Raw genomic sequence first — 20,716 nt, 5'->3', positions numbered from 1 at the left:
GGGGAGTTCAATCGAACGTGCTGTCGCCGACCGGTCGGAAAACCGCTCGCGCCGCCGGTCCGTACCTGACAGCATGCCTCCGCAGCAGTCGTCCCACGGAGGAGAGATCCCGCAGATGCGCCAGGCCCTCGAAAACCCCCAGCGTCCCTGCCTGACGAACGTTTTCGAGGACTCCTCCGCCCATGCGCACCCCGCCCACACTGAACATCGGGATTCTGGCCCACGTCGACGCCGGTAAGACCAGCCTCACCGAGCGCCTGCTCTTCGACACCGGGGCCATCGGCCGGCTCGGCAGCGTCGACGCCGGCACCACCCGCACCGACACCGGCGCCGTCGAACGCCGCCGTGGCATCACCGTCCGCACCGCCGTCGCCTCCTTCACCACCGGCGGCCTGCGCGTCAACCTCATCGACACGCCCGGACACGGCGACTTCACCGCCGAGGTGGAGCGCGCCCTCGGCGTGCTCGACGCGGCCGTGCTCGTGCTGTCCGCCGTCGAGGGCGTGCAGGCGCGGACCCGGGTGCTGATGAAGACTCTGCGCCGGCTCGGCCTGCCCACGATGGTCTTCGTCAACAAGACCGACCGCACCGGGGCCCGCGAGGACGCGACGCTCGCCGCGATCCGCGCGCGCCTCACCCCGCGCGTCCTCCCCATGGCCACCGTGCGGGACATCGGCACCCCGGACGCCCGGACGGTCCCGCACTCCTTCGACGACCCCGCCTTCCGCGAACGCGTGGCCGAGGCCCTCGCCGAGGACGACGACGGCGTGCTCGCCGAGCTCGTCGACGGCCGCGTCCCGGACGCGGACCGCCTGCGGGCCGGGCTCGCCGGCCACACGGCGCGCGGCCTGCTGCACCCCGTGTACTTCGGCTCCGCCCTCTCCGGGCAGGGCATCGACCACCTCCTCGACGGCGTCGCCCGCTGGCTGCCCCCCGCGCGGGGCGAGTTGAGCGGGGAGCCGCGCGGCACGGTCTTCGCCGTCGAACGCGCCGCGTCCGGCTCCGGCGAGAAGACCGCCTACCTGCGGCTCTTCTCCGGCACGCTCGACCGGCGCGACCGCGTCACCCTCCACCGCCGCGAGCCCGACGGCACTCTCGCCGAGCACGGCGGCCGCGTCACCGGCCTGGACGTCGCCGGCGGAGGTCACCACCGGTTGACACCGGGCGGCATCGCCGCCGTTCGCGGTCTGCCCGCCGTGCGTGTCGGCGACCGGCTCGGCCCGGTCGGGGACCGGCCGGAGGCCGTCTTCGCGCCGCCGACCCTGGAGTCGGTCGTCCGCCCGTCGCGACCGGCCGACGCGTCCCGCCTCCACGCGGCGCTCGCCGCCCTCGCCGACCAGGACCCGCTGATCGCCACCCGCCCGCTGCCGGACGGCGCCGGCACCTCCGTCCTGCTCTACGGCGAGGTCCAGAAGGAGGTCCTCGCGGCCACGCTCGCCGAGGAGTTCGGCGTCGAGGCCGTCTTCGAGGAGAGCCGCCCGGTCTTCCGCGAGCGGCCCGCCGGGACCGGCGCCGCGTACGAGGGCATCGACCGCCGCACGACCGCCGCCTTCTGGGCCACGGTCGGGCTGCGCGTCGAGCCCGGCACGCCCGGCTCCGGAACGGTCTACCGCCGGGAGACCGAACTCGGTGCCCTGCCCCTGGGCTTCGACCGGGCCATTGAAGAGACGGTCCGCCGCACGCTCCAACAGGGGTTGTACGGCTGGCCGGTGACCGACATCGTCGTCACCCTCACCCACTCCGGCTACGCCAGCCCCGTGAGCACGGGCACCGACTTCCGCCGCCTCACCCCCCTGGTGCTCATGCGTGCCCTGGCGGAGGCGGGTACGGCGGTGTACGAGCCGTGCCACGCCTACGAACTGGAGGTGCCCGCCGATGCGTTGAGCGCCGCGACGGGCCTGCTCGCCGGGCAGGGGGCGACCGTCGGCGACACCGTCCCCGCCACGGCCGGCTGGCTGATCCGGGGCGTGATCCCGGCCCGCCGGGTCGCCGCCGTGGAACGGCGGCTTCCCGGAGCGGCCCGGGGCGAGGCGGTCTGGTGGTCGGCGCCGACCACGGACCGCCCGCTCTCCGGGACGCCGCAGGTCCGCGAGCGCTCGGGTGCCGATCCCCTCAACAGGGCCGAGTACCTGCGGAGTCTGGGCCGCGCCTGAGCCCGGCCCCGGGGGCTCCTTCCCCTCCGAGGAGCCCCCGGTGTCCAGGAGCTCCCGTCAGTAGACGAGCCGGTACTGGTTCCAGCCGGAGGCGCCTATCTTCTCCTTGGCCTTGAAGGGGGCGGACGCCTTGCCGGTGCCCTTGTAGCGCCACAGGGCACCGGACTTGTCGCGGGCTATGAGGTCGGTGTGACCGTCGTAGTCCGTGTCGCCCGCGCCGTGGAGCAGATTGAACTGGTTCCAGCCGGTGCCGATCTTCGTGCGGGCCGCGAAGGGCTTCTTCCAGTCGCCCGTGCCCTTGTAGAGCCAGAGCACGCCGTCCTTGTCGCGGGCGACGATGTCCGCCTTGCGGTCGCCGGTCAGGTCGCCCTTGCCGGTGATCTGGGTGTACTGCCCCCAGCCGCCGCCGATCTTCTTCGCCCCGGTGAACGAGCCGTCGGGCCGCGCCAGATGGAGCCAGAGCACGCCCTGCTTGTCGCGGGTCAGCAGGTCGGACTCCTTGCCGCCGCCGAGGTTGCCGGGAGTGAGGAAGATGTCGTACTTACCGAAGCCGGACGCGACCTTGCGCTCCGTCTCGTCCTCCAGGGGCCGCTCGAGTATCACGGAGCCGTCACCCGTGAGGAAGTACGTCTCGCCCTCGGGGATCCCGTCCTGGTCGAGGTCGGACTGCGTGGCCAGCCGCGTGTCCCGCTCGTCGTCGAGCCAGGGGATGCGCTTCTCCAGCTTGCCCTTGTAGTCCCACGAGTAGAAGTAGGTCTTTCCGGCCTTGTCGATCGTCTTCAGCGAGAAGTACGGAGCGTCGCCCGAGAGCGTCCCCCTCGCCTGCGCCTGCTGCTTCTGCGCGGCGACGGCCGCCTTCCCCGGTGCCTCGTCGGCGGCGGCGGTGCCCACCGCCGTGCCGGTCAGGGCCGCGGCGGCCGCGGCCGCGGCGACGATGCGGCTGCTGATTCGCGTCACGTCGTTCTCCGGATCGGTTCAGTGAACGGACACACGGATGTGAACCCACCTGACGATGGGTCATGCCCGTTCGGATGTTCACATCCTTTCACAATCTCGATGCGTGTCAACCGTGTTCACAAGTCCGGGTAGGTTGAGGTGTGACCGGCCTCCGGCTGCGGAAGGATGTCAGGTGAGGGTGCATCAGAAGAACCATGGAGAACCGGAACCGCAAGCTCCATGGGACGAGGTCGTTCCGGGGCTGTGGATCGGGGGTCACCACTGGGCCGATGCTTCGGGGGAGCGCCATCCGGCGGTCGCGGGCGGCGAGTTCGACCTGGTCGTCAGCCTGTTCTCGCGCCCCGGTCACGGGCCGGACCCGGCCGTCCGCCACTTGATCACCGAGATCCCCGACGACCCGCTCGATGCCGGGCAGCTCCGTGCCGTTCGCCGCCTGGCGCGAATCGTCGCCCGTACCGTCCGCGCCGGGCGCGTCACCCTGGTCCGTTGCAACGCCGGTTACAACCGCTCCGGCCTGGTCGTGGCGCAAGCTCTCGTCGAGCTGGGCGGGGAGGCGCCGGCGGCGATCGACGCCGTGCGGCGGGGGCGCGGGCCCTGGGCCCTCAACAACCGGATCTTCGAGGAGTACCTGACCGCGGGGCTCGACGTCGCCTGTCTTCTCGCCGGCCTGGAGGCTCCCGACTGATCACTTGCGGCGTTGGATTCCGATGACGAATGAGTGCCAGGACGCCGAGGGGAAGGTCAGGTTCGGCCCCTGGGGGCGTTTGCTGTCACGTATGGGTATGGCGCCCGACATTGTTCTGGCGGGGGCCCATTCGACGCACTGGCCGCCTTGGCCGCTACTGTGGCTGGACTTCGCCCACTCCGGACGCGAGGGTTCTTGTGTGTTGCTCATCTCGGCAACTCCTCCATCGCCTTGCGCAATTCAGTGATCGAATTCTCCGGGGAGAGCGCGTCGGCGCGCAAACGCTCGTAGATTTCGTCGGCCGTTGCCACGTGGGTGGCCGAGTCGATGACGCGCCCCATGCCTTGCGCTTCGGTGTAAAGGGCTGTGGGCTGCTGCTCGAACTTCAGCAGCGTGAAGCTCTCGCCCGCCGGAGGTGCCCCGGTGGAGAAGGGGAGCACTTGCAGGGTGATGTGCGGTGACTCGGAGAGTCCCAACAGGTGCTCCAGCTGTTCGCGCATGACGAAGGGTGGGCCGACCGTGCGGCGTAGACATGATTCGTCCAGGATCACCCAGACAAGCGGAGGGGCTTCGCGTTCGATCACGTCCCGCCGCCGCACTCGGGCCGCCACCTTTTCCGCTGTTGTGCCGAGGTCATCACGCGGTGCCGATGCGCGGAAGAGCGCGTGAGCGTACCTCTCCGTCTGCAGCATCCCGAGGACCAGGTATGAACTGAAGTCGAGAATCTGCGTTGCCCGCGCCTCCAGTTCGAGATACGGCAGGAACCACTCGGGATGCCCCCGGCGGGAAGCCCGCTTCCACAGCCGGAGGAACGTACCCGGTGTACCGAACACCTTGTCGCAGTGCGCCGCGAACCTCGGCGACCCGATCCGGTCCCCGCTCTCCACCATGGCCACATACGACTGCCCGTACCGCGCCCCCTCGCCCAGCTCCCGCTGGCTCATTCCGCGCATCAGGCGCCACTCCCGTACCTCAGTACCGTAGTTGGAACCCGAACTGCTGGACGACTCGGCCAATGCTCAACTCCCGCTCATCACAGGTTTTTTGTGATGCCGATAACCCTGTCGTCAGGAGTGCCGGTTCGGCAAGTCTGGGCCCCACGGTTGATGCCCGCCCACCGTGGGCGGGACACGCGGAGGATCGAACGCAATGACGGAAACAGTGGTGGTGCCATGCGCGAAGTGCCGCAGGATCAAGAGCGCCCATACCAGGGCGGCGGCAGCGCGGCGTACCGCCGTCGTGGACCGGCTGATCGCCATCATGGGCAGGCACCTGCGCGGGGAGCATGTGTGATGCTCGTGACCCTGCCGCACAGCGCGGGGCCGCCCATGCGGCGCGACGACCGCTGCCCGGTCTGCCTCCGGTTGCATGACGCGATGGTCGAAGCGGGACACCGAGGGGACAGCAAAGCGAGAGAACTGTTTCGCGACGCGCTCATCCGGCACCGGGAGTTGCGGCATGTCTCATGACGACCGTCAGCGGCGCCGGGTCGCCCGAAGGGACAGTCAGAGCGTGACCTTGCCGACCATCAGCACCTTGATCGCGATGTTGATTCCGTCGATCTCGTAGGTCACCCGGTATTCACCGATCCGCAGGCGGCGGAAGCCCGTGCCGCCGAGCTTGCTGCTGCTCGGCGGTTCCGGGTCCCGGGCGAGCTGGTTGACCGCGCGCGTCACGGCGCTTGCCACGGTGGTGTCTTGAGCGCGCAGCTTCTCCAGGCCCTGCCGTGCCCGCAGTTCCCAGATGATGGTGTAGGTCACGCGGCATCCTCGGCGAGCTTCGCCGCCACCTCGGCGGTGGTGTAGGTGGGGCCGGGGTGGGCCTTGACGTGCAGTGCGATGGCGATGTCCGCGCAGTCCACGGCGACCTCGCGGACGTCCTCGTCGGCGCTGTCGGCGATGGCCTGCACCCACCAGTGGTCGAGGAATGCCTCGAAGCCGGGGCCGTCGCCGAGCCGGGACAGCTCCGCCCGGTATGCGGCGTGGCGTTCCTCGGCGAGCGCGGATTCGATGGCGGCGACGGTGCGGCCCGGGATGGGGCCGGTATAGCCGGTCTGTTCCCGGGCCTCGGTCACGATGCGGTCCCACGGCTGTTCAGTCACGGCGAGATTCCTCCGTCGTCGGCGCGGCGCTTACCGTATCGGAGCGTAGTGCGCACCGGCTCTGATTCCGGGGTTTTCCTCACGCCGCCGGCGGCGCCGACTTCAGCCCCGTCCCGCACAGCGGTGCCACCGCGAACGGGCGGTCGCCCTCGACCGGCGGCACGGGGACCAGCCCCGCCTCCAGCGCCGCCCAGCAGACGGCGGACGTCGGTTCGACGTACAGCCCGGACCGCGCCAACTCCCGGTGCGCGGCGCGGATCCGGTCGTCCGTGACCGTCACCACCGTCCCGCCCGTCTCGGCTATCGCCGCCAGGATCTGGGCGCCGCGCGCCGGGCGGGCGATGGCGATGCCCTCGGCGACCGTGGGCTCCGGGGTGATCCGCTCCGAGGCGGCGGACGCCAGCGGGGCGCAGGCCGCCGCCTGGACGGCGGTGATCACCGGCATGCGGTCGATCAGGCGCTGTTCCAGGAGTTCGCGGCAGCCCAGGTACGCGCCCAGCACCAATGTGCCGTTGCCGACGGGCAGGACGAGCGTGGCGGGCAGGCGGCCGCCGAGCTGCTCCCAGAGCTCGAAGACGTATGTCTTGGTGCCGTGGACGAAGAACGGGTGGTGGACGTGGCTCGCGTAGAAGACGCCGGGGGCGTCGGCGACGCGGGCCGCCGCCGCGGCGGCGGCCTCGCGGGGGCCCTCGACGCGGTGCACCTCGGCTCCGTAGGCGCGGAGTTGGCCGAGTTTGCCCTCGGAGGTGGACGCGGGGACGTACACGGTGCACGGCAGCCCCGCCCGCGCGGCGTACGCGGCCACGGCCGTCCCCGCGTTGCCGCTGCTGTCGGCCACCAGCCGCGCCGCGCCCAGCCGCAGCGCGAGCGCGGCCAGCACCACGGCGCCACGGTCCTTGAACGAGCCGGTGGGCATGAGGAAGTCGGCCTTGAGCAGGACGTCCGACCGGCCCGGCGCGGAGACCAGGGGCGTCATGCCCTCGCCGAGGGAGATGCGCGGCGGGCCCGGCACCGGGAGGGCCTCCGCGTAGCGCCACAACGTCGGCGCGCGGCGGCCGAGTTCGAGCGCGTTCGGCAGGGACGGTGCAAAGCCGTGGACGTCCAGCAGGCCACCGCACGCCGTGCAGCGCCAGGCCATGTCCGCCAGCGGATGCAGCCGTCCGCACGAGGCGCATCCCAGTGTCACCCCGCTCACCACCCTGTCCGTCACCTCCCGAACCTCCCGAGAACGACATGAGTCTCCGGCGGGCCGCCGCAGCCGGTCAAGATCGAGTCAAGCCAAGATCAACTGCCGGTTGTCAGCTCATCCGCAGCGCCAGGAAGAAGTCCAGCTTGTCCTCCAGCCGCGACAGATCGCGCCCGGTGAGCTGCTCGATCCGGCCCACCCGGTACCGCAGCGTGTTCACGTGCAGGTGCAGCCGCGTCGCGCAGCGCGTCCAGGAGCCGTCGCTGTCCAGGAACGCCTCCAGGGTGGGGATGAGTTCGGCGCGGTGGCGGTGGTCGTACTCGCGCAGCGGGTCCAGGAGGCGGGCGGTGAAGGCGCGGCGGACGTCGTCCGGCACGAAGGGCAGCAGCAGGACGTGCGAGGCCAGCTCCTGGTGGCCGGCGGCGCAGACGCGGCCCGGGCGGGCGGCGGCGACGCGGCGGGCGTGCCGGGCCTCCTCCAGGGCGCCGCGCAGGCCCTCCGCGGACAGGACGGGGGCGCTGACGCCGAGGGTGAGGCGGCCGTCGCCGTCCAGCCCCTTCGAGAGGGGAGCGCGGATGACGGCCAGCAGTGCGTCGGCCTGGAGGCCGGACGCGTCCGGCTGGTCCGATCCGGTGACAGTCGCCGGCAGCGGCACCAGCGCGACCGCCTCGTCGCCGGTGTGGGCGACGGCGATCCGGTCGGACGGCTCGGTGCCGGCGGCCTCCGGGGCGACCAGCACCTCCTCCAGCAGGCTCTGGGCGACCGGCCCGCCGGCGAGCTCGTCCCCGTCGCCGTCCGTCCACTCCACCTTGGCCACGACGATCTGCCAGTGCGGGGCGGTGGCCAGCCCGGGCAGCAGCACCGGCGCGGCGACCCGCAGCCGGGCGGCGATCTCGGCGGGGGAGGCGTTGGTCTGGACGAGCTCCAGCACCTCCTGGGCGAGCCGGCGCCGCACCGTGCGGGCCGCGTCGCGCCGCTCCCGCTCGACGGCGATCAGCTGGGTGACCCCGTGCAGCAGGTCCAGCCGCTCGGCCGGCCAGTCGCCGGCGTCGGCCTCCACGGCCAGCAGCCAGTCCGAGAGGACGGTCTCGCGCACATCGGAGGGGGCCGCCGCGGCGCCGCGGATCGGGAAGAGCGAGTAGGTGGCCGTGCCCGCGAGGACTCGGTGCGGGCCGGGCCGGCCGGAGCGGGAGACGGCCAGCTGCTCGCCCGCGAGCGTCGCCGCGACCTCGGCCGGCAGCGCGGGACCCGTGCCCGCGAGCGAGGAGCCCGCGATCACGCGGCCGGTGGGGGAGAGGACCCAGGCGCGCAGGTCCAGGTCGGAGCCGAGCAGGTCGAGGACGACCTCGGGGCCGCCGCCCGCGGGGCCCGAGGTCATCAGCCGCCGGTGCCGGTCGACCACCGCCGCCAGGTCGCCGGCGCGCTCGCCGGAGACCTGCCGGACGACGTACTCGGTGATGGACGCGAAGGACACCTTCTCGTCCACGGAGAACAGCGGCAGGCGGTGCCGGGCGCACGCCTCGATCAGGTCGTCCGGGGTGGAGCTGATCTCCGCCTCGCCCGCCGCCAGCCCGGCCACCCCGGCGGCCGCCAGGATGCGGACGAACCGCTCGGAGTCCGCCGGCTCGCGCCGCCAGGCCAGGCCGGTCAGGACCAGCTCGCCGCCCGACAGATAGCGGCTGGGGTCGCGCAGGTCGGTGGTCATCACGCCACGTACGGTGCGATCCAGCTCGTCCTCGCCGCCGAGCAGGCGGAGGCCCAATGCCTCGGTCTCCAGCAGTGCGCGCAGCCGCATCGTGGGTCGCCGCCGATCTTTCTCGATGTTCTGTGTGTTTCCGGTGCGAAGCCGTGAGGTTTCGAGGCTCCGCCTTTCGTTCGAATCTACAAGACCCACCCGGCGACCAGCCAACCGCTTCATGTTTTCGGTGACTGCTCCCGCCCGCCGGACCCTCGGTGTACTGGCAGCACGCGGCGCGCACACGGCAGACGAACCCCCGGACACCGTCCGGAAAGAGCCCGAGAAGAGAACGCCCATGGACTTCCTGCGCCCCGCCCGCTGGGAGGACGCTCTCGCCGCCAAGGCCGAGCATCCCACGGCGGTCCCCGTCGCCGGCGGCACGGACGTGATGGTCGAGATCAACTTCGACCACCGCCGCCCCTCGCACCTGCTGGACCTCAACCGCGTCGGCGAGCTGCACACCTGGCAGGACGGCGGCGACCACGTACGCCTCGGCGCCGCCGTCCCCTACGCCCGCGTCATCGACCGCCTGGCCGCCGAGCTGCCCGGCCTCGCGCTGGCCGCCCGCACCGTCGGCTCCCCGCAGATCCGCAACCGCGGCAGCGTCGGCGGCAACCTCGGCGCCGCCTCCCCGGCCGGCGACTCGCACCCCGCGCTGCTGGCCGCCGGGGCCGAGGTCGAGGCGGAGTCGGTGCGCGGCACGCGCCTGATCGCCGTCGAGGAGTTCTACACCGGCGTCAAGCGCAACGCCCTCGCCCCCGACGAGCTGATCCGCGCCGTGCGCGTCCGCAAGGCGGGCGGACCGCAGCAGTTCTCCAAGGTCGGCACGCGCAACGCGATGGTCATCGCCGTCTGCGCCTTCGCCCTCGCCCTCCACCCGGACACCCGCACCGTGCGCACCGGCGTCGGCTCGGCCGCGCCGACGCCCGTCCGGGCCCGGGCCGCCGAGGACTTCCTGAACGCCGCGCTGGCCGAGGCCCGTTGCTGGGACACCGGCGCGCCCGTACCGCCCGCCGCCGCGGCGGAGTTCGCCCGGCTCGCGTCGGCCGCCTGCAGCCCGATCGACGACGTGCGCGGCAGCGCGGACTACCGCCGGCACGCGGTCGGGGTCATGGCCCGGCGCACGCTCGCCTGGGCCTGGGAGCAGCACACCACGGGGGAGAGGAGCGCACGGTGCGCGTGAACGTCACGGTCAACGGCCGCCCGCAGCAGGCCGACGACGTCTGGGAGGGCGAGAGCCTGCTGTACCTGCTGCGCGAACGGCTGGGCCTGCCCGGCTCCAAGAACGCCTGCGAACAGGGCGAGTGCGGCTCCTGCACCGTCCGCCTCGACGGCGTCCCCGTCTGCGCCTGCCTCGTCGCCGCCGGCCAGGCGCACGGCCGCGACGTCGTCACCGTCGAGGGCCTCGCCGCCCGTGCGGGGGCCGGAGAGGGCGAACTCTCGCCCGTCCAGCAGGCGTTCGTCGACGCCGGAGCCGTCCAGTGCGGCTTCTGCACCCCCGGCCTCCTCGTCGCCGCCGACGACCTGCTGGAGCGCGACCCCGACCCGTCCGACGCCGACATCCGCGAGGCCCTCTCCGGCAACCTCTGCCGCTGCACGGGCTACGAGAAGATCCTCGACGCCGTCCGCCTCGCGGCGGCCCGTACCGCTACCGCCCAGGGGGACTGAGCCGATGCGACCCGACCGCACCCTCCTCACGCAGCAGAGCGCCCGCGGCGGCATCGGCGCGTCCACCCTGCGCCCCGACGGCGGCCTCAAGGTCACCGGCGAGTTCGCCTACGCCTCCGACCTGTGGCACGAGGACATGCTCTGGGGCCACACCCTGCGCAGCCCGCACGCCCACGCCCGGATCGTCTCCCTCGACACCGCCGAGGCCCTGGCCACCCCGGGCGTCCACGCCGTGCTGACGCACGACGACCTCCCCGCCGCCACCCGCTACGGCCTGGAGGTCCAGGACGCGCCCGTCCTCGCCGACGGCGTCGTGCGCCACCACGGCGAACCGGTCGCCCTCGTCGCCGCCGACCACCCCGAGACCGCCCGCCGCGCCGCCGCGAAGATCGACGTGGTGTACGAGCAACTCCCCGTCGTCACAGACGAGAAGACCGCCACCGACCCTGGCGCCCCCCTGCTCCACCCCCGCCGCACCGACCGGCACGCCCCCTACGTCCCGCACCCCAACATCGTCCACCGCCAGCCCGTCGTCCGCGGCGACGTCGCGGCCGCGCGCTCCCGCGCCCATGCCGTCGTCAGCGGCGACTACGAAGTGGGCATGCAGGACCAGGCGTTCCTCGGCCCCGAGTCCGGGCTCGCCGTCCCCGCCGAGGACGGCGGCGTCGACCTCTACATCGCCACCCAGTGGCTCCATGCCGACCTGCGCCAGATCGCCCCCGTCCTCGGCCTGCCCGAGGACAAGGTGCGCATGACCCTCTCCGGCGTCGGCGGCGCCTTCGGCGGCCGCGAGGACCTGTCGATGCAGGCCCACGCCTGCCTGCTCGCGCTGCGCACCGGACGGCCGGTGAAGATGGTCTACAACCGCTTCGAGTCCTTCTTCGGGCACGTCCACCGCCACCCCGCGACCCTCCACTACGAGCACGGGGCCGACCGCGACGGCAAGCTGCTCTTCGTCCGCTGCCGCATCGTCCTCGACGGCGGCGCCTACGCCTCGTCCTCGGCGTCCGTCGTCGGCAACGCCGCGTCGCTCGCCCTGGGCCCCTACGAGTGCGACAACGTGGACATCGAGGCCCTCGCCCTCTACACCAACAACCCGCCCTGCGGCGCCATGCGCGGCTTCGGCGCCGTCCAGGCGTGCTTCGCCTACGAGGCCCAGATGGACCGGCTCGCCGCCGAACTCGGCCTCGACCCGGTGGAGTTCCGCCGCCGCAACGCCGTCTCGCAGGGCTCGGTCATGCCCACCGGGCAGGTCATCGACGCCCCGGCACCCGTCGCCGAACTGCTGCGCCGCGTCAAGGCGCTGCCCCTGCCGCCCGGGCGCCAGTGGGAGAGCGCCGGCGGCTCCGCCGACCTGCGGGCCCTGCCCGGCGGGCTGTCGAACACCACCCACGGCGAGGGCGTCGTGCGCGGCGTCGGCTACGCCGTCGGCATCAAGAACGTCGGCTTCTCCGAGGGGTTCGACGACTACTCCACGGCCCGGGTGCGCCTGGAGACCGTCGCCGGCGAGGCGGTGGCCACCGTGCGCACCGCGATGGCCGAGGTCGGCCAGGGCGGCGTCACCGTGCACGCCCAGATCGCCCGCACCGAGCTCGGCGTCGCCCGGGTCACCATCCGGCCCGCCGACACCCGCATCGGCTCGGCCGGTTCGACGTCCGCCTCCCGCCAGACGTACGTCACCGGCGGCGCGGTCAAGGCCGCCTGCGAGGCCGTCCGCGAGCGGGTGCTGGAGACCGGCCGGGCGAAATTCGGGACGTACCATCCCGCCTGGGCCACGGCCGGACTCCTCCTGGAGGACGGCAAGATCGTCACCGACGGCGGCGAGGTGCTGGCCGGCCTCGCCGAGGTCCTCGACGGCGAGGAGCCGGTGGAGGCCGAACGCGTCTGGCGCCACCGGCCCACCGAACCCTTCGACCCGCGCACCGGCCAGGGGCAGGGGCACGTCCAGTACTCCTTCGCCGCGCACCGCGCCGTCGTCGAGGTGGACACCGAACTGGGCCTGGTCAAGGTCGTCGAGCTGGCCTGCGCCCAGGACGTCGGCAAGGCCCTCAACCCGCTCTCCGTCATCGGCCAGATCCAGGGGGCCACCACCCAGGGGCTCGGGCTGGCCGTCATGGAGGAGATCGCCGTGGACCGCGCCACCGGCCGCGTCCGCAACCCCTCCTTCACCGACTACCTCATCCCCACCATCCTCGACACCCCCGCCATCCCGGTGGACATCCTCGAACTCGCCGACGCCCACGCCCCGTACGGGCTGCGCGGCGTCGGCGAGGCGCCCACCCTCTCCGCCACCCCGGCCGTCGTCGCGGCCGTCCGGCAGGCCACGGGCCTGGCCCTCCGCCGGGTCCCGCTGCGGCCGGAGCACCTGACGGGGACGTGAGGCGGCAGCGGACGGCACGGCCGTGTACGGGGTACGGGCGGGCCGTCGCGCACGGCGTGCGGACCGCATGCCGTGCGGGGGCGGCGCACGCGGCCCGTACCCCGTACGGACCGGGCGCGCCGCCCGCTCCGTACGGCGGCCGGACCGGCCCCACAGGTCCGGCCCCTCCGGCAGCACCCCCGGGGCCATGGCAGTGCGGCCTTGGGCCGCCCACGCCCCGGAACCCCCCACACATCGGCATCGGCACCGCAAGGAGCAGGCCCATGACCCAGTCGTCCGCCGGGCCGGCGATCGCGGCCGGGGACGCGTGTCCCCCACCCCGCAGATCCTGGCCCGACCGGTACTTCCGCATCACCGAACGCGGCTCCACCCCCGCCCGGGAGGTGCGCGGCGGCATCACCACCTTCATGGCGATGAGCTACATCCTCCTGCTCAACCCGCTGATCCTGTCCGGCAAGGACGCCGGCGGACGCACCCTCGGCCACGCCGGGCTCATCACCGCCACCGCGCTCGCCGCCGCCGTCTCCACCCTCCTCATGGGCCTCGTCGGCCGGGCGCCGCTCGCGCTCGCCGCCGGGCTCGGCGTCTCCGGCGTGCTCGCCGGGCAGGTCGCCCCGCACATGAGCTGGCCGCAGGCGATGGGCATGTGCGTCGTCTACGGCGGCGTCATCGTCCTGCTCGTCGTCACCGGGCTGCGCGAACTGGTCATGAACGCCCTGCCGTTGGCGCTCAAGCACGCGATCACCATGGGCATCGGGATGTTCATCGCCCTGATCGGCCTGGTCAAGGCGGGGTTCGTGCACGCGGGGGCGAAGGGCGGCGGGCCGGTCACGCTCGGTCCCGCCGGTGAGCTCGCCGGGTGGCCGGTCCTGGTCTTCTGCGCCACGCTGCTGATCGTCTTCATGCTCCAGGCCCGCGGGATCCCGGGCGCCATCCTCATCGGCATCGTGGCCGGCACGCTCCTCGCCCTCGCCGTCAACGCCCTCGCCCGCCCCGGCCCCGGCGCCTGGCAGGCCGGCCCGCCCGAACTGCACGGCGGCGCCGTCTCCATGCCCGACTTCTCCCTCTTCGGCGACGTCGCGTTCGGGGGCTGGGGCTCCCTCGGCGCCCTGACCGTCGGCGTGATCGTCTTCACCCTCGTCCTCGCGGGCTTCTTCGACGCCATGGCGACCATCATCGGCGTCGGCACCGAGGCCGGGCTCGCCGACGACCGCGGCCGCATGCCGGGCCTCGGCCGCGCCCTGTTCGTCGACGGCGCGGGCGGTGCGATCGGCGGCATCTCCGGGGCGTCCGGACAGACCGTCTTCGTCGAGTCCGCGACGGGCGTCGGCGAGGGCGCCCGCACCGGCCTGTCGGCCACCGTCACCGGACTGCTCTTCGCCGCCTGCCTGTTCCTCACCCCGCTCACCCGCATCGTCCCCGGCGAGGTCGCGGCCGCCGCGCTCGTGGTCATCGGGGCGATGATGATGGCCAACGCGCGGCACATCGACTGGAACGACCGGGCCGCGGCCGTCCCCGCGTTCCTCACCGTCGCCCTCATGCCCTTCACCTACTCCATCACCGCCGGCGTCGGCGCGGGCGTCATCGCCTGCACCGCGATCCGGACGGCCGAGGGCAGGTGGCGGGAGCCGGGCCCCTTCATGTGGGTGCTCACGGTGTTGTTCAGCGTGTACTTCGCGCTGCACCCGATCGAATCCTGGCTGGGTGTCAAGTAGCCCAAGTAGTCCAAGTAGTCGAGGAGGACGCACCGATGCTCGACCTCGCCGAGGAACTGCACCGCTGGTGCGCGGAGGGGCGCGACTTCGCCGTCGCCACCGTCACCGCCGTGCACGGCAGCGCACCCCGGCAGCCGGGCGCGTCCCTCGCCGTGGACGCGGACGGCACGGCCGTCGGCTCCGTCTCGGGCGGCTGCGTGGAAGGAGCGGTCCACGAGCTGTGTCTGGAAGCCCTGGAGACCGGGCGGGGCACGGCACAGCGCTTCGGCTACTCGGACGAGGACGCGTTCGCGGTGGGGCTGACGTGCGGGGGCGTCCTGGACGTCCTGGTCACGCCGGTGGGCGCCGCTCAACGCCCCCTGTACGAAGCGGCGTTCGCGGCCGTGGTGCGGGGCGAGGCGACGGCCGTGGCCCGGCCGGCGGACGGCTCGGCGGGCGTTCTGGTCGTGCACGCGGACGGCACGTCCCGGGGAGCGGCGGCCGGACTGCCCGAGGCGGCCGCCTTCCTCGCCGCCGGCCGTACCGGGACGGTCGAGGCCGGCTGTGAACGCACCGCCCTCTTCGTGGAGTCGAGTGCCCCGCCGCCCCGGATGATCGTGTTCGGCGCGGTCGACTTCGCGGCGGCGCTGGTCCGCGCGGGCAAGTTCCTCGGCTACCGCGTCACCGTCTGCGACGCCCGCCCGGTCTTCGCGACGCGACGCCGCTTCCCGGAGGCGGACGAGGTCGTGGTGGACTGGCCGCACCGCTATCTGGACGGTCAACGGGTCGATTCCCGCACGGTGTTGTGCGTCCTCACGCACGACGAGAAGTTCGACGTCCCACTGCTGGAACGGGCGCTGCGGCTGCCGGCCGCGTACGTGGGCGCGATGGGCTCGCGCCGCACGCACGCGGCCCGGCTGCGGCGCTTGCGGGAGGCGGGCCTGGGGGAGGACGAACTGGCCCGGCTGCGCTCGCCGATCGGGCTGGACCTGGGCGGGCGGACGCCGGAGGAGACGGCGCTGTCGATCGCGGCGGAGATCGTGGCGGTGCTGAGGGGAGGGTCGGGGGCGCCGCTGACGGGGGCGGGGGTGCCGATCCATAGGGAGGCGGGGCCCTGGGGTTCGGGGGATCAAGGGGAGGGGGGCGGGTTGCCGGTTTCCGCGTCGACGAGGTGATGAGGTGACGAAATCCCGCACCGGACAGGGGCGTTGACCGGCTCTCCGCGCGGCCGGTGGCGCGTCGCTGCGTGACGTGCGCAAACGGAGCGGTACGGCGCCGTCGCCGCGCGGGAACCGCGTGTATCCGACAACGCGGCCCGCAACCTGGGCTATTCGGGGTGAAGCCCGGTGAGAGGCTTCGAAAATCAGGGAATCGCGTGTCTGAATTAACACAGACATACGCAGGGTGACCCTCCCGTGGAAGACGGGTAACGGCTATCCTCGGCGCGTGACCGGGAGGACGGGGGGATGCCCGGGTCCTTTCCTGTGCTGCCCCTCCTCGACGTCGCATCGATGGATCAGGCGTGGTCGAACCACATCTGGTGAGACGCCGTCGCCCCTAGCTCCGGCCAGAGGGATGGGGCGACGGCTAATCGTCGTCGGACGGCCGTGGGATTCACCCGGTGAGCAGAATGCATTAAACCCCGGACTGTTGTTGCCATTTGCAAAGAGGTAAGGGTTTTGCGCCTCCCCGGGGGCGGGGTGACGCCGCGCACCCCAGTGTGACATGTGCCACTTTCGTTGGCTCATGCCGTGGTTGAAGGGGGTGCTACTTAAGGGTAGGGATGCGGGTATAGACCAATTTTTGCCCCTCCGTGCGGCGTCTATTGACGGATCCGCCGCAAATGTTCAGGCCAGTGGGTCACGGTCTACGCGTGTCGCGTCCCGGACGCCTCTGTCGACCCCATGTCACCGGCATGCGCGGCCCGTTGCGACCGCAGAGCATGCTTCGTACTACCCTCTCTCCACACACGATGCGATCCGTGTCAGTCCCTGGCCGGAGCTCAGACGCGGATCGTTCTCACCGGAACGGGCGGTGTTCACAACTGCCCGGGTTTGATCGGAGAGTTATGCCGCATTCGATTCAACCTTCCCAGGTCGACGGCGACCCGCCGGATGCCGGCGGAGGAGCCGCGTGCGACCGGACCGGCCACCGCCGGTTCCGGCTGGCGCTCGAACCCGGCTTCGAGGTCAGGCTCTGTGTCTCGCGTCGCCTGCTCCGCTGGGCTACCCCGCCGCTCTGTGCGGCGGTGGGGTTCGGGGTGTACCACTGGTTCCCATGGACCCTGCAATGACCAGTTGAACGAGGGGAGTTGAGGGCCCCGGAGTCCTGCGGGACTCCGGGGCCCGGGCGCGCTCAGGTCGCGCTACCGCCCCGCAGGGCCCGCGCCAGGGCCTCGAAGGTCGGGACGCGGACGGCCTCGCCGTCGCCCCGGCGCAGCAGCAGCGACCCGTCGTCCGCCACCGCGACATGGTGGTCGGCAGGGCCGGACGCGACGGTCAACCCCTCGCGGGCCAGGGTGTGTTCCAGCAGCGGCCGCAGCGCGGGAGGCGCGTCGAGCGTCGCGGTGCCGCGGGACGGCCGGCGCAGGGCGAAGCTCGCCGTGTCCGGGTCGAAGGCCAGGTGCTCGGTGTCGAAGGCGGCCGCGACGGCCCCGGTGCGGATGAGGTCCTCGGGCGCGCCCGTGCGCAGGCGGCCCTCGCGGTCGGTCAGCCACACCACGTCGGCCAGGCGCAGCGCGAGTTCGACGTCGTGCGTGCTGGCCACGACGGTCAGGCCGCGCCCACGGGCCAGGTCGCGCAGCAGGACGGTGACCGCCACCCGGGACGGCGCGTCGAGGAAGGCCGTCGGTTCGTCCAGCAGCACCACCCGGGGCTCCTGGGCGAGGGCGCGGGCGATGAGCACCCGCTGCCACTCGCCGTCGGACAGTTCGGTGGCCGGCCGGTCCGCCAAGTGGCCCGCGCCCACCGCCTCCAGGGCCCAGTCCACGGTCGCGCGGTCGGCCGCGCGGAGGCGGCCGAGGAAGCCGGTGTGCGGGTGGCGGCCCAGGGAGACCAGCTCCCGGGCGGACAGCAGCCCCGGGGCGAACCGGTCGGTGAGCACGACGGCCAGCTGCCGGGCCAGCGAGGCGGGCGAGTGCGCGGAGAGGTTCTCGCCCGCGATCCGTACCGTTCCGGCGACGGGCGGCAGCAGGCCGCACAGGGTGCGCAACAGGGTCGACTTCCCCGACCCGTTGGGGCCGAGCAGGACGGTGAGCTCGGCGGGGCGCGCGGTCAGCCACAGGTCGCCGAGGACGACGCGGTGGCCGCCGCGTCCCCACGCGGCGCGCGTGCGGTGGCCGACCGACAGGCCCTCGGTGGTCAGAGTGTCCGGGGTGGAACCGGCTATGACACGGCCTCCTGTGTGCTGCGGCCCCTGCGGATCAGCATGGTGACCACTACGGGCGCGCCCAGCAGGGAGGTCACCGCGTTCAGCGGCAGCATCGCGTCCGTGGACGGCGGCTGGGTCGCCAGCCCGCAGGCCAGCGCGACCGCGGCCCCCGCGAACACCGCCGTGGGCAGCAGGATCCGCTGGTCGGAGGTGCGCAGGGCGACCCGGGCCAGATGGGGCACGGCCAGCCCGAGGAACGCGACCGGGCCGCAGAAGGCGGTGCTCGCCCCCGCGAGGAGCGAGGTCGTCAGCAGGGCGAGGTCGCGGCTGCGCCGGACGTTCAGGCCCATCGTGCGGGCGTAACTCTCGCCCAGCAGCAGGGCGTTGAGCTGCTTCGTGGTCAGCAGGGCGGTGGCCAGCCCGATGCCGGTGACCGGGAGCATGACCCTCAGGTCGGGCCAGGTGGTGGCGTCGAGGCTGCCCAGGCCCCACAGCACGAACTGCTGGGCCTGCTCCGGGCGGGCGTAGACGAGCATGACGCTCACCGCGGCGGTCACCGCGGAACCGATCATCACGCCGATGACCAGGAGGGTCGCCACGGACCGGACCCGGCGCGACAGCAGCAGCACCAGCGACAGCACGGCCCCCGCGCCGAGCGCCGCCGCGGCGACGACACCGGCCCGGCCCAGGCCGGCCAGGCCGCCGGTGAAGGCCCCGGCCGCGCCGCCCGTGCCCGCCACCGCCGCGGCCACACCCAGGCCGGCGCCGGAGCTGACCCCCAGGGAGAAGGGGTCGGCCAGGGGATTGCGGAACAGCGTCTGCATCTGGACGCCGGCCACGGAGAGGGCCGCCCCGACGGCGGTGGCGGTCACCGCGCGCGGGAGCCGCACCTCCGTGACGATGGCGCTCCAGCGGGGGTCCGCCGCCGCGCGCCCCGTGAGCACCCGCACCGCCTCCGCCGGCGGGACCCGGGAGGGGCCCAGCACGATCGTGAGGAGGAACAGCACCGCGGTGGCGACGGCGAACCCGGTCAGGACCGCGAGGTGCCGGCGGCGGTCGGCGGCGGTCGGCGTCAACGCGTGGGCACCTTCTCGTAGAAGACGAAGGTGTGGCCCTTGGCGAGCTCGGGGTGGAGGATCGCCGTCATGTCGTCGAGGATCAGGTCGGGCCGCAGCACGCCGCGCTCGTAGAAGTCGTTGCCGCCCTCCCCGCCGGCGGTTCTGGTGTTGGTCCACACCTCGCCGTCGCGCACCGCGGCCAGCCGGCCGTAGCGGCTGTCCGCCTTGGTGATGTCGCCGCCCGACTTCCACGGCTGGTCGGTCAGCCACAGACGCGCGCCGCCGGCCTTGGCGTAGACGGCCTCGAAGCCCAGCCGCAGACTGCCGGTTCCCCGGTCGCCCGCCCAGGGGTACGTGCCGCCGGCGTCCTTGATCAGGGTGCCGACGTAACTGCCGCCGGCGGCCATGGTCCAGGTGCCCTGGAACATGCTCCCGGAGAGGACGTCGACCGGTTTACGGGCCCGCGCGGCTCGTGCGGTGGCCTGCGCGTAGGCGTTCTCCACGTCCTGGAACACCTGGCCTGCGGTCTGCTCGGCGCCGGTGAGCGCGGCCATCGCCTTGACCCACTCGGCGCGGCCGAGCGGGGTGGGCTCCAGCCACTCGGCGTTGGCCACCACGGGGATGCCCGCCGAGCGCAGCTTGGGGTAGCGCGGGTCGTCCGAGCCCTGGGTCACCAGCACGTCGGGTTTCGCGGCGATGACCTTCTCGGTGTTGATCGTGCCGCCCTTGGCGTACTCGGCCGTCTTCCCCGCCTTGATCCGGTCCCGGATCTCGCCGGAGTTGACGAGGGAGGCGTCGGCCACGCCGGTGACGACGTCGGCGCGGTCCGTCGCGGTGAGCAGCGGCAGATGGGTCGTGGACATCGAGTAGAGGCTGCGGACGGGCACGGTGAGCTGCGGGGCCTTCGCCAGGTCGCCGCTCAGGGAGGGCTTCGGCGCACCGCACTTGACGAGGATGTACGACTCGGGTCCGGCGTTGGGGTAGGGCTGCTTGACGGTGAGGACCTGGTAGCTCTTCTCGTACCGGAGGGTGAAGTTCTCGGCGTGCGTCACCGTGGACTTGACCGGGAAGTAGTCCTTGTCCGAGGAGAAGTCGGTGACGCACCCGGCTCTTCCGCCGCCGTCGGCCTTCGCGTCCTTCGGGGAGGAGCCGTCGCCGCAGGAGGCCACGAGCAGTCCCGCGAGCAGCAGGGCGGCCGTGCGGAGGCGGTGGCGTCTGCGCGGTGCGGTCATGCCCGGAAGCCGAACGAGGCCACGTAGGCGTAGTCCGTCGCCCGGTTCGACAGCCGGGTGAGGACGAAGTCGTCGTAGAGCCCCGGCGGGACATCGGTGTCCACGCCCAGCCGCACGCCCAGTCGGTGGGGTGCCTGGTGCCCGGTGAAGTCGACGGCCAGGGAGTGCTGGGTGCCGCTGCCCGTGAGCCGGGTGCTCGCCAGGAGCTTCCGGGTGAAGCGCTGGGGAGCGGAGGCCGGGGCGAAGAGGAAGACCTCCAGGAGATGGCCCGGGTACCCCTGGAAGGTCCGCAGGTCCTGCGTCTCCAGTACCAGGGTCGTCGTGAGCGGCCCGGTGGTGGCCAGGCGCTCGACGGTGAGCGGCAGTTCCACGGTCAGGCCCGCGTAGGACGCGTCCCCGTAGACCCCGGGCTCGTCGCCCAGGTGGATCCGGCCCTGCCATACCAACTCTGCCTGTGCGGACAGCATTGCAGACACCTCCTGATCGGTCAGTGTG

Annotated in this window: 19 protein-coding genes; 8 read left to right on the top strand and 11 right to left on the bottom strand. The window is 73.0% G+C overall.

Annotation, left to right across the window (positions count from 1 at the left end; all coding sequences use genetic code 11):
- Positions 1 to 182: 182 nt before the first annotated feature.
- The gene (locus tag I5Q34_RS29840) at positions 183 to 2,153 is read left to right on the top strand and encodes a translation factor GTPase family protein (protein ID WP_199895561.1); all 1,971 of its coding nucleotides are present in this window, start codon (positions 183 to 185) and stop codon (positions 2,151 to 2,153) included.
- A 57-nt stretch (positions 2,154 to 2,210) separates the two neighbouring features.
- Here I5Q34_RS29840 and I5Q34_RS29835 read toward each other — a convergent pair whose 3' ends face one another.
- Positions 2,211 to 3,110, bottom strand: a complete 900-nt coding sequence (locus tag I5Q34_RS29835) for a VCBS repeat-containing protein (protein ID WP_199895560.1) — start codon at positions 3,108 to 3,110, stop codon at positions 2,211 to 2,213.
- A 172-nt stretch (positions 3,111 to 3,282) separates the two neighbouring features.
- Here I5Q34_RS29835 and I5Q34_RS29830 point away from each other — a divergent pair, with 172 nt between their 5' ends.
- Entirely contained in the window at positions 3,283 to 3,795 is a 513-nt protein-coding gene (locus I5Q34_RS29830; RefSeq protein WP_199895559.1) for a protein phosphatase, read from the top strand.
- Here I5Q34_RS29830 and I5Q34_RS29825 read toward each other — a convergent pair whose 3' ends face one another.
- Together I5Q34_RS29825 and I5Q34_RS29820 are read right to left on the bottom strand one after the other, a co-directional pair.
- On the bottom strand, positions 3,796 to 4,005 hold the full coding sequence (locus I5Q34_RS29825; protein WP_199895558.1) for a DUF397 domain-containing protein: 210 nt from the start codon (positions 4,003 to 4,005) through the stop codon (positions 3,796 to 3,798).
- On the bottom strand, positions 4,002 to 4,811 hold the full coding sequence (locus I5Q34_RS29820; protein WP_199895557.1) for a helix-turn-helix transcriptional regulator: 810 nt from the start codon (positions 4,809 to 4,811) through the stop codon (positions 4,002 to 4,004). Before I5Q34_RS29820 ends, I5Q34_RS29825 begins: the two co-directional genes overlap by 4 nt.
- Before the next feature lie 133 nt (positions 4,812 to 4,944).
- On the opposite strand from I5Q34_RS29820, the gene I5Q34_RS29815 reads away from it, so the two are divergent.
- Complete coding sequence (locus I5Q34_RS29815) at positions 4,945 to 5,088, top strand: hypothetical protein (RefSeq protein WP_199895556.1); 144 nt, start codon at positions 4,945 to 4,947, stop codon at positions 5,086 to 5,088.
- Positions 5,089 to 5,300: 212 nt separating this feature from the next.
- On the opposite strand, the gene I5Q34_RS29810 is transcribed toward I5Q34_RS29815, so the two are convergent.
- From I5Q34_RS29810 to I5Q34_RS29795, 4 genes are all read right to left on the bottom strand, one after another.
- A complete protein-coding gene (locus I5Q34_RS29810) occupies positions 5,301 to 5,555 on the bottom strand; it encodes a type II toxin-antitoxin system RelE/ParE family toxin (protein WP_199895555.1) in 255 nt (84 codons plus the stop codon).
- Positions 5,552 to 5,896, bottom strand: coding sequence for a hypothetical protein (locus tag I5Q34_RS29805; RefSeq protein WP_199895554.1), 345 nt, complete (start codon positions 5,894 to 5,896; stop codon positions 5,552 to 5,554). The genes I5Q34_RS29810 and I5Q34_RS29805 overlap by 4 nt, the downstream gene beginning before the upstream one ends.
- A gap of 79 nt (positions 5,897 to 5,975) precedes the next feature.
- The gene (locus I5Q34_RS29800) at positions 5,976 to 7,034 is read right to left on the bottom strand and encodes a pyridoxal-phosphate dependent enzyme (protein ID WP_199896046.1); all 1,059 of its coding nucleotides are present in this window, start codon (positions 7,032 to 7,034) and stop codon (positions 5,976 to 5,978) included.
- Between the two features lie 160 nt (positions 7,035 to 7,194).
- Positions 7,195 to 8,877, bottom strand: a complete 1,683-nt coding sequence (locus I5Q34_RS29795) for a PucR family transcriptional regulator ligand-binding domain-containing protein (RefSeq protein ID WP_199895553.1) — start codon at positions 8,875 to 8,877, stop codon at positions 7,195 to 7,197.
- Positions 8,878 to 9,115: 238 nt separating this feature from the next.
- Between I5Q34_RS29795 and I5Q34_RS29790 the strand changes: the two genes are divergently transcribed.
- The 5 genes from I5Q34_RS29790 to I5Q34_RS29770 all read left to right on the top strand — a co-directional run bounded on the left by I5Q34_RS29790 (position 9,116) and on the right by I5Q34_RS29770 (position 15,737).
- Positions 9,116 to 10,003: a xanthine dehydrogenase family protein subunit M gene (locus I5Q34_RS29790; protein WP_199895552.1), complete on the top strand. Its 888-nt coding sequence runs from the start codon at positions 9,116 to 9,118 to the stop codon at positions 10,001 to 10,003.
- Entirely contained in the window at positions 9,994 to 10,488 is a 495-nt protein-coding gene (locus I5Q34_RS29785) for a (2Fe-2S)-binding protein (protein WP_199895551.1), read from the top strand. Before I5Q34_RS29790 ends, I5Q34_RS29785 begins: the two co-directional genes overlap by 10 nt.
- A gap of 4 nt (positions 10,489 to 10,492) precedes the next feature.
- Positions 10,493 to 12,868, top strand: coding sequence for a xanthine dehydrogenase subunit D (gene pucD / locus I5Q34_RS29780; RefSeq protein ID WP_199895550.1), 2,376 nt, complete (start codon positions 10,493 to 10,495; stop codon positions 12,866 to 12,868).
- A 263-nt stretch (positions 12,869 to 13,131) separates the two neighbouring features.
- Positions 13,132 to 14,583 carry an NCS2 family permease gene (locus tag I5Q34_RS29775; protein WP_199895549.1) on the top strand — a complete coding sequence of 484 codons (1,452 nt, stop codon included), beginning with the start codon at positions 13,132 to 13,134 and terminating at the stop codon, positions 14,581 to 14,583.
- Positions 14,584 to 14,618: 35 nt separating this feature from the next.
- On the top strand, positions 14,619 to 15,737 hold the full coding sequence (locus tag I5Q34_RS29770) for an XdhC family protein (protein WP_199895548.1): 1,119 nt from the start codon (positions 14,619 to 14,621) through the stop codon (positions 15,735 to 15,737).
- Between the two features lie 1,180 nt (positions 15,738 to 16,917).
- Here the strand turns inward: I5Q34_RS29770 and I5Q34_RS29765 are convergent.
- Genes I5Q34_RS29765 through I5Q34_RS29750 form a run of 4 tightly spaced genes read right to left on the bottom strand, consistent with a single transcriptional unit; the run spans position 16,918 to position 20,688 of the window.
- Positions 16,918 to 17,949, bottom strand: a complete 1,032-nt coding sequence (locus I5Q34_RS29765) for an ABC transporter ATP-binding protein (protein WP_199896045.1) — start codon at positions 17,947 to 17,949, stop codon at positions 16,918 to 16,920.
- A complete protein-coding gene (locus tag I5Q34_RS29760; protein WP_199895547.1) occupies positions 17,946 to 19,007 on the bottom strand; it encodes an iron ABC transporter permease in 1,062 nt (353 codons plus the stop codon). The genes I5Q34_RS29765 and I5Q34_RS29760 overlap by 4 nt, the downstream gene beginning before the upstream one ends.
- Positions 19,004 to 20,221, bottom strand: a complete 1,218-nt coding sequence (locus I5Q34_RS29755) for an ABC transporter substrate-binding protein (protein ID WP_199895546.1) — start codon at positions 20,219 to 20,221, stop codon at positions 19,004 to 19,006. The genes I5Q34_RS29760 and I5Q34_RS29755 overlap by 4 nt, the downstream gene beginning before the upstream one ends.
- Positions 20,218 to 20,688 carry a hypothetical protein gene (locus tag I5Q34_RS29750; RefSeq protein ID WP_199895545.1) on the bottom strand — a complete coding sequence of 157 codons (471 nt, stop codon included), beginning with the start codon at positions 20,686 to 20,688 and terminating at the stop codon, positions 20,218 to 20,220. The genes I5Q34_RS29755 and I5Q34_RS29750 overlap by 4 nt, the downstream gene beginning before the upstream one ends.
- Positions 20,689 to 20,716 lie beyond the last annotated feature (28 nt).

This window comes from Streptomyces sp. AV19 (genome assembly GCF_015999245.1).
In the GTDB taxonomy this organism is placed as follows: Bacteria; Actinomycetota; Actinomycetes; order Streptomycetales; family Streptomycetaceae; genus Streptomyces.
Note: the sequence above shows the minus strand (reverse complement) of the source record. Positions and strands in the feature narration are given on the sequence as shown.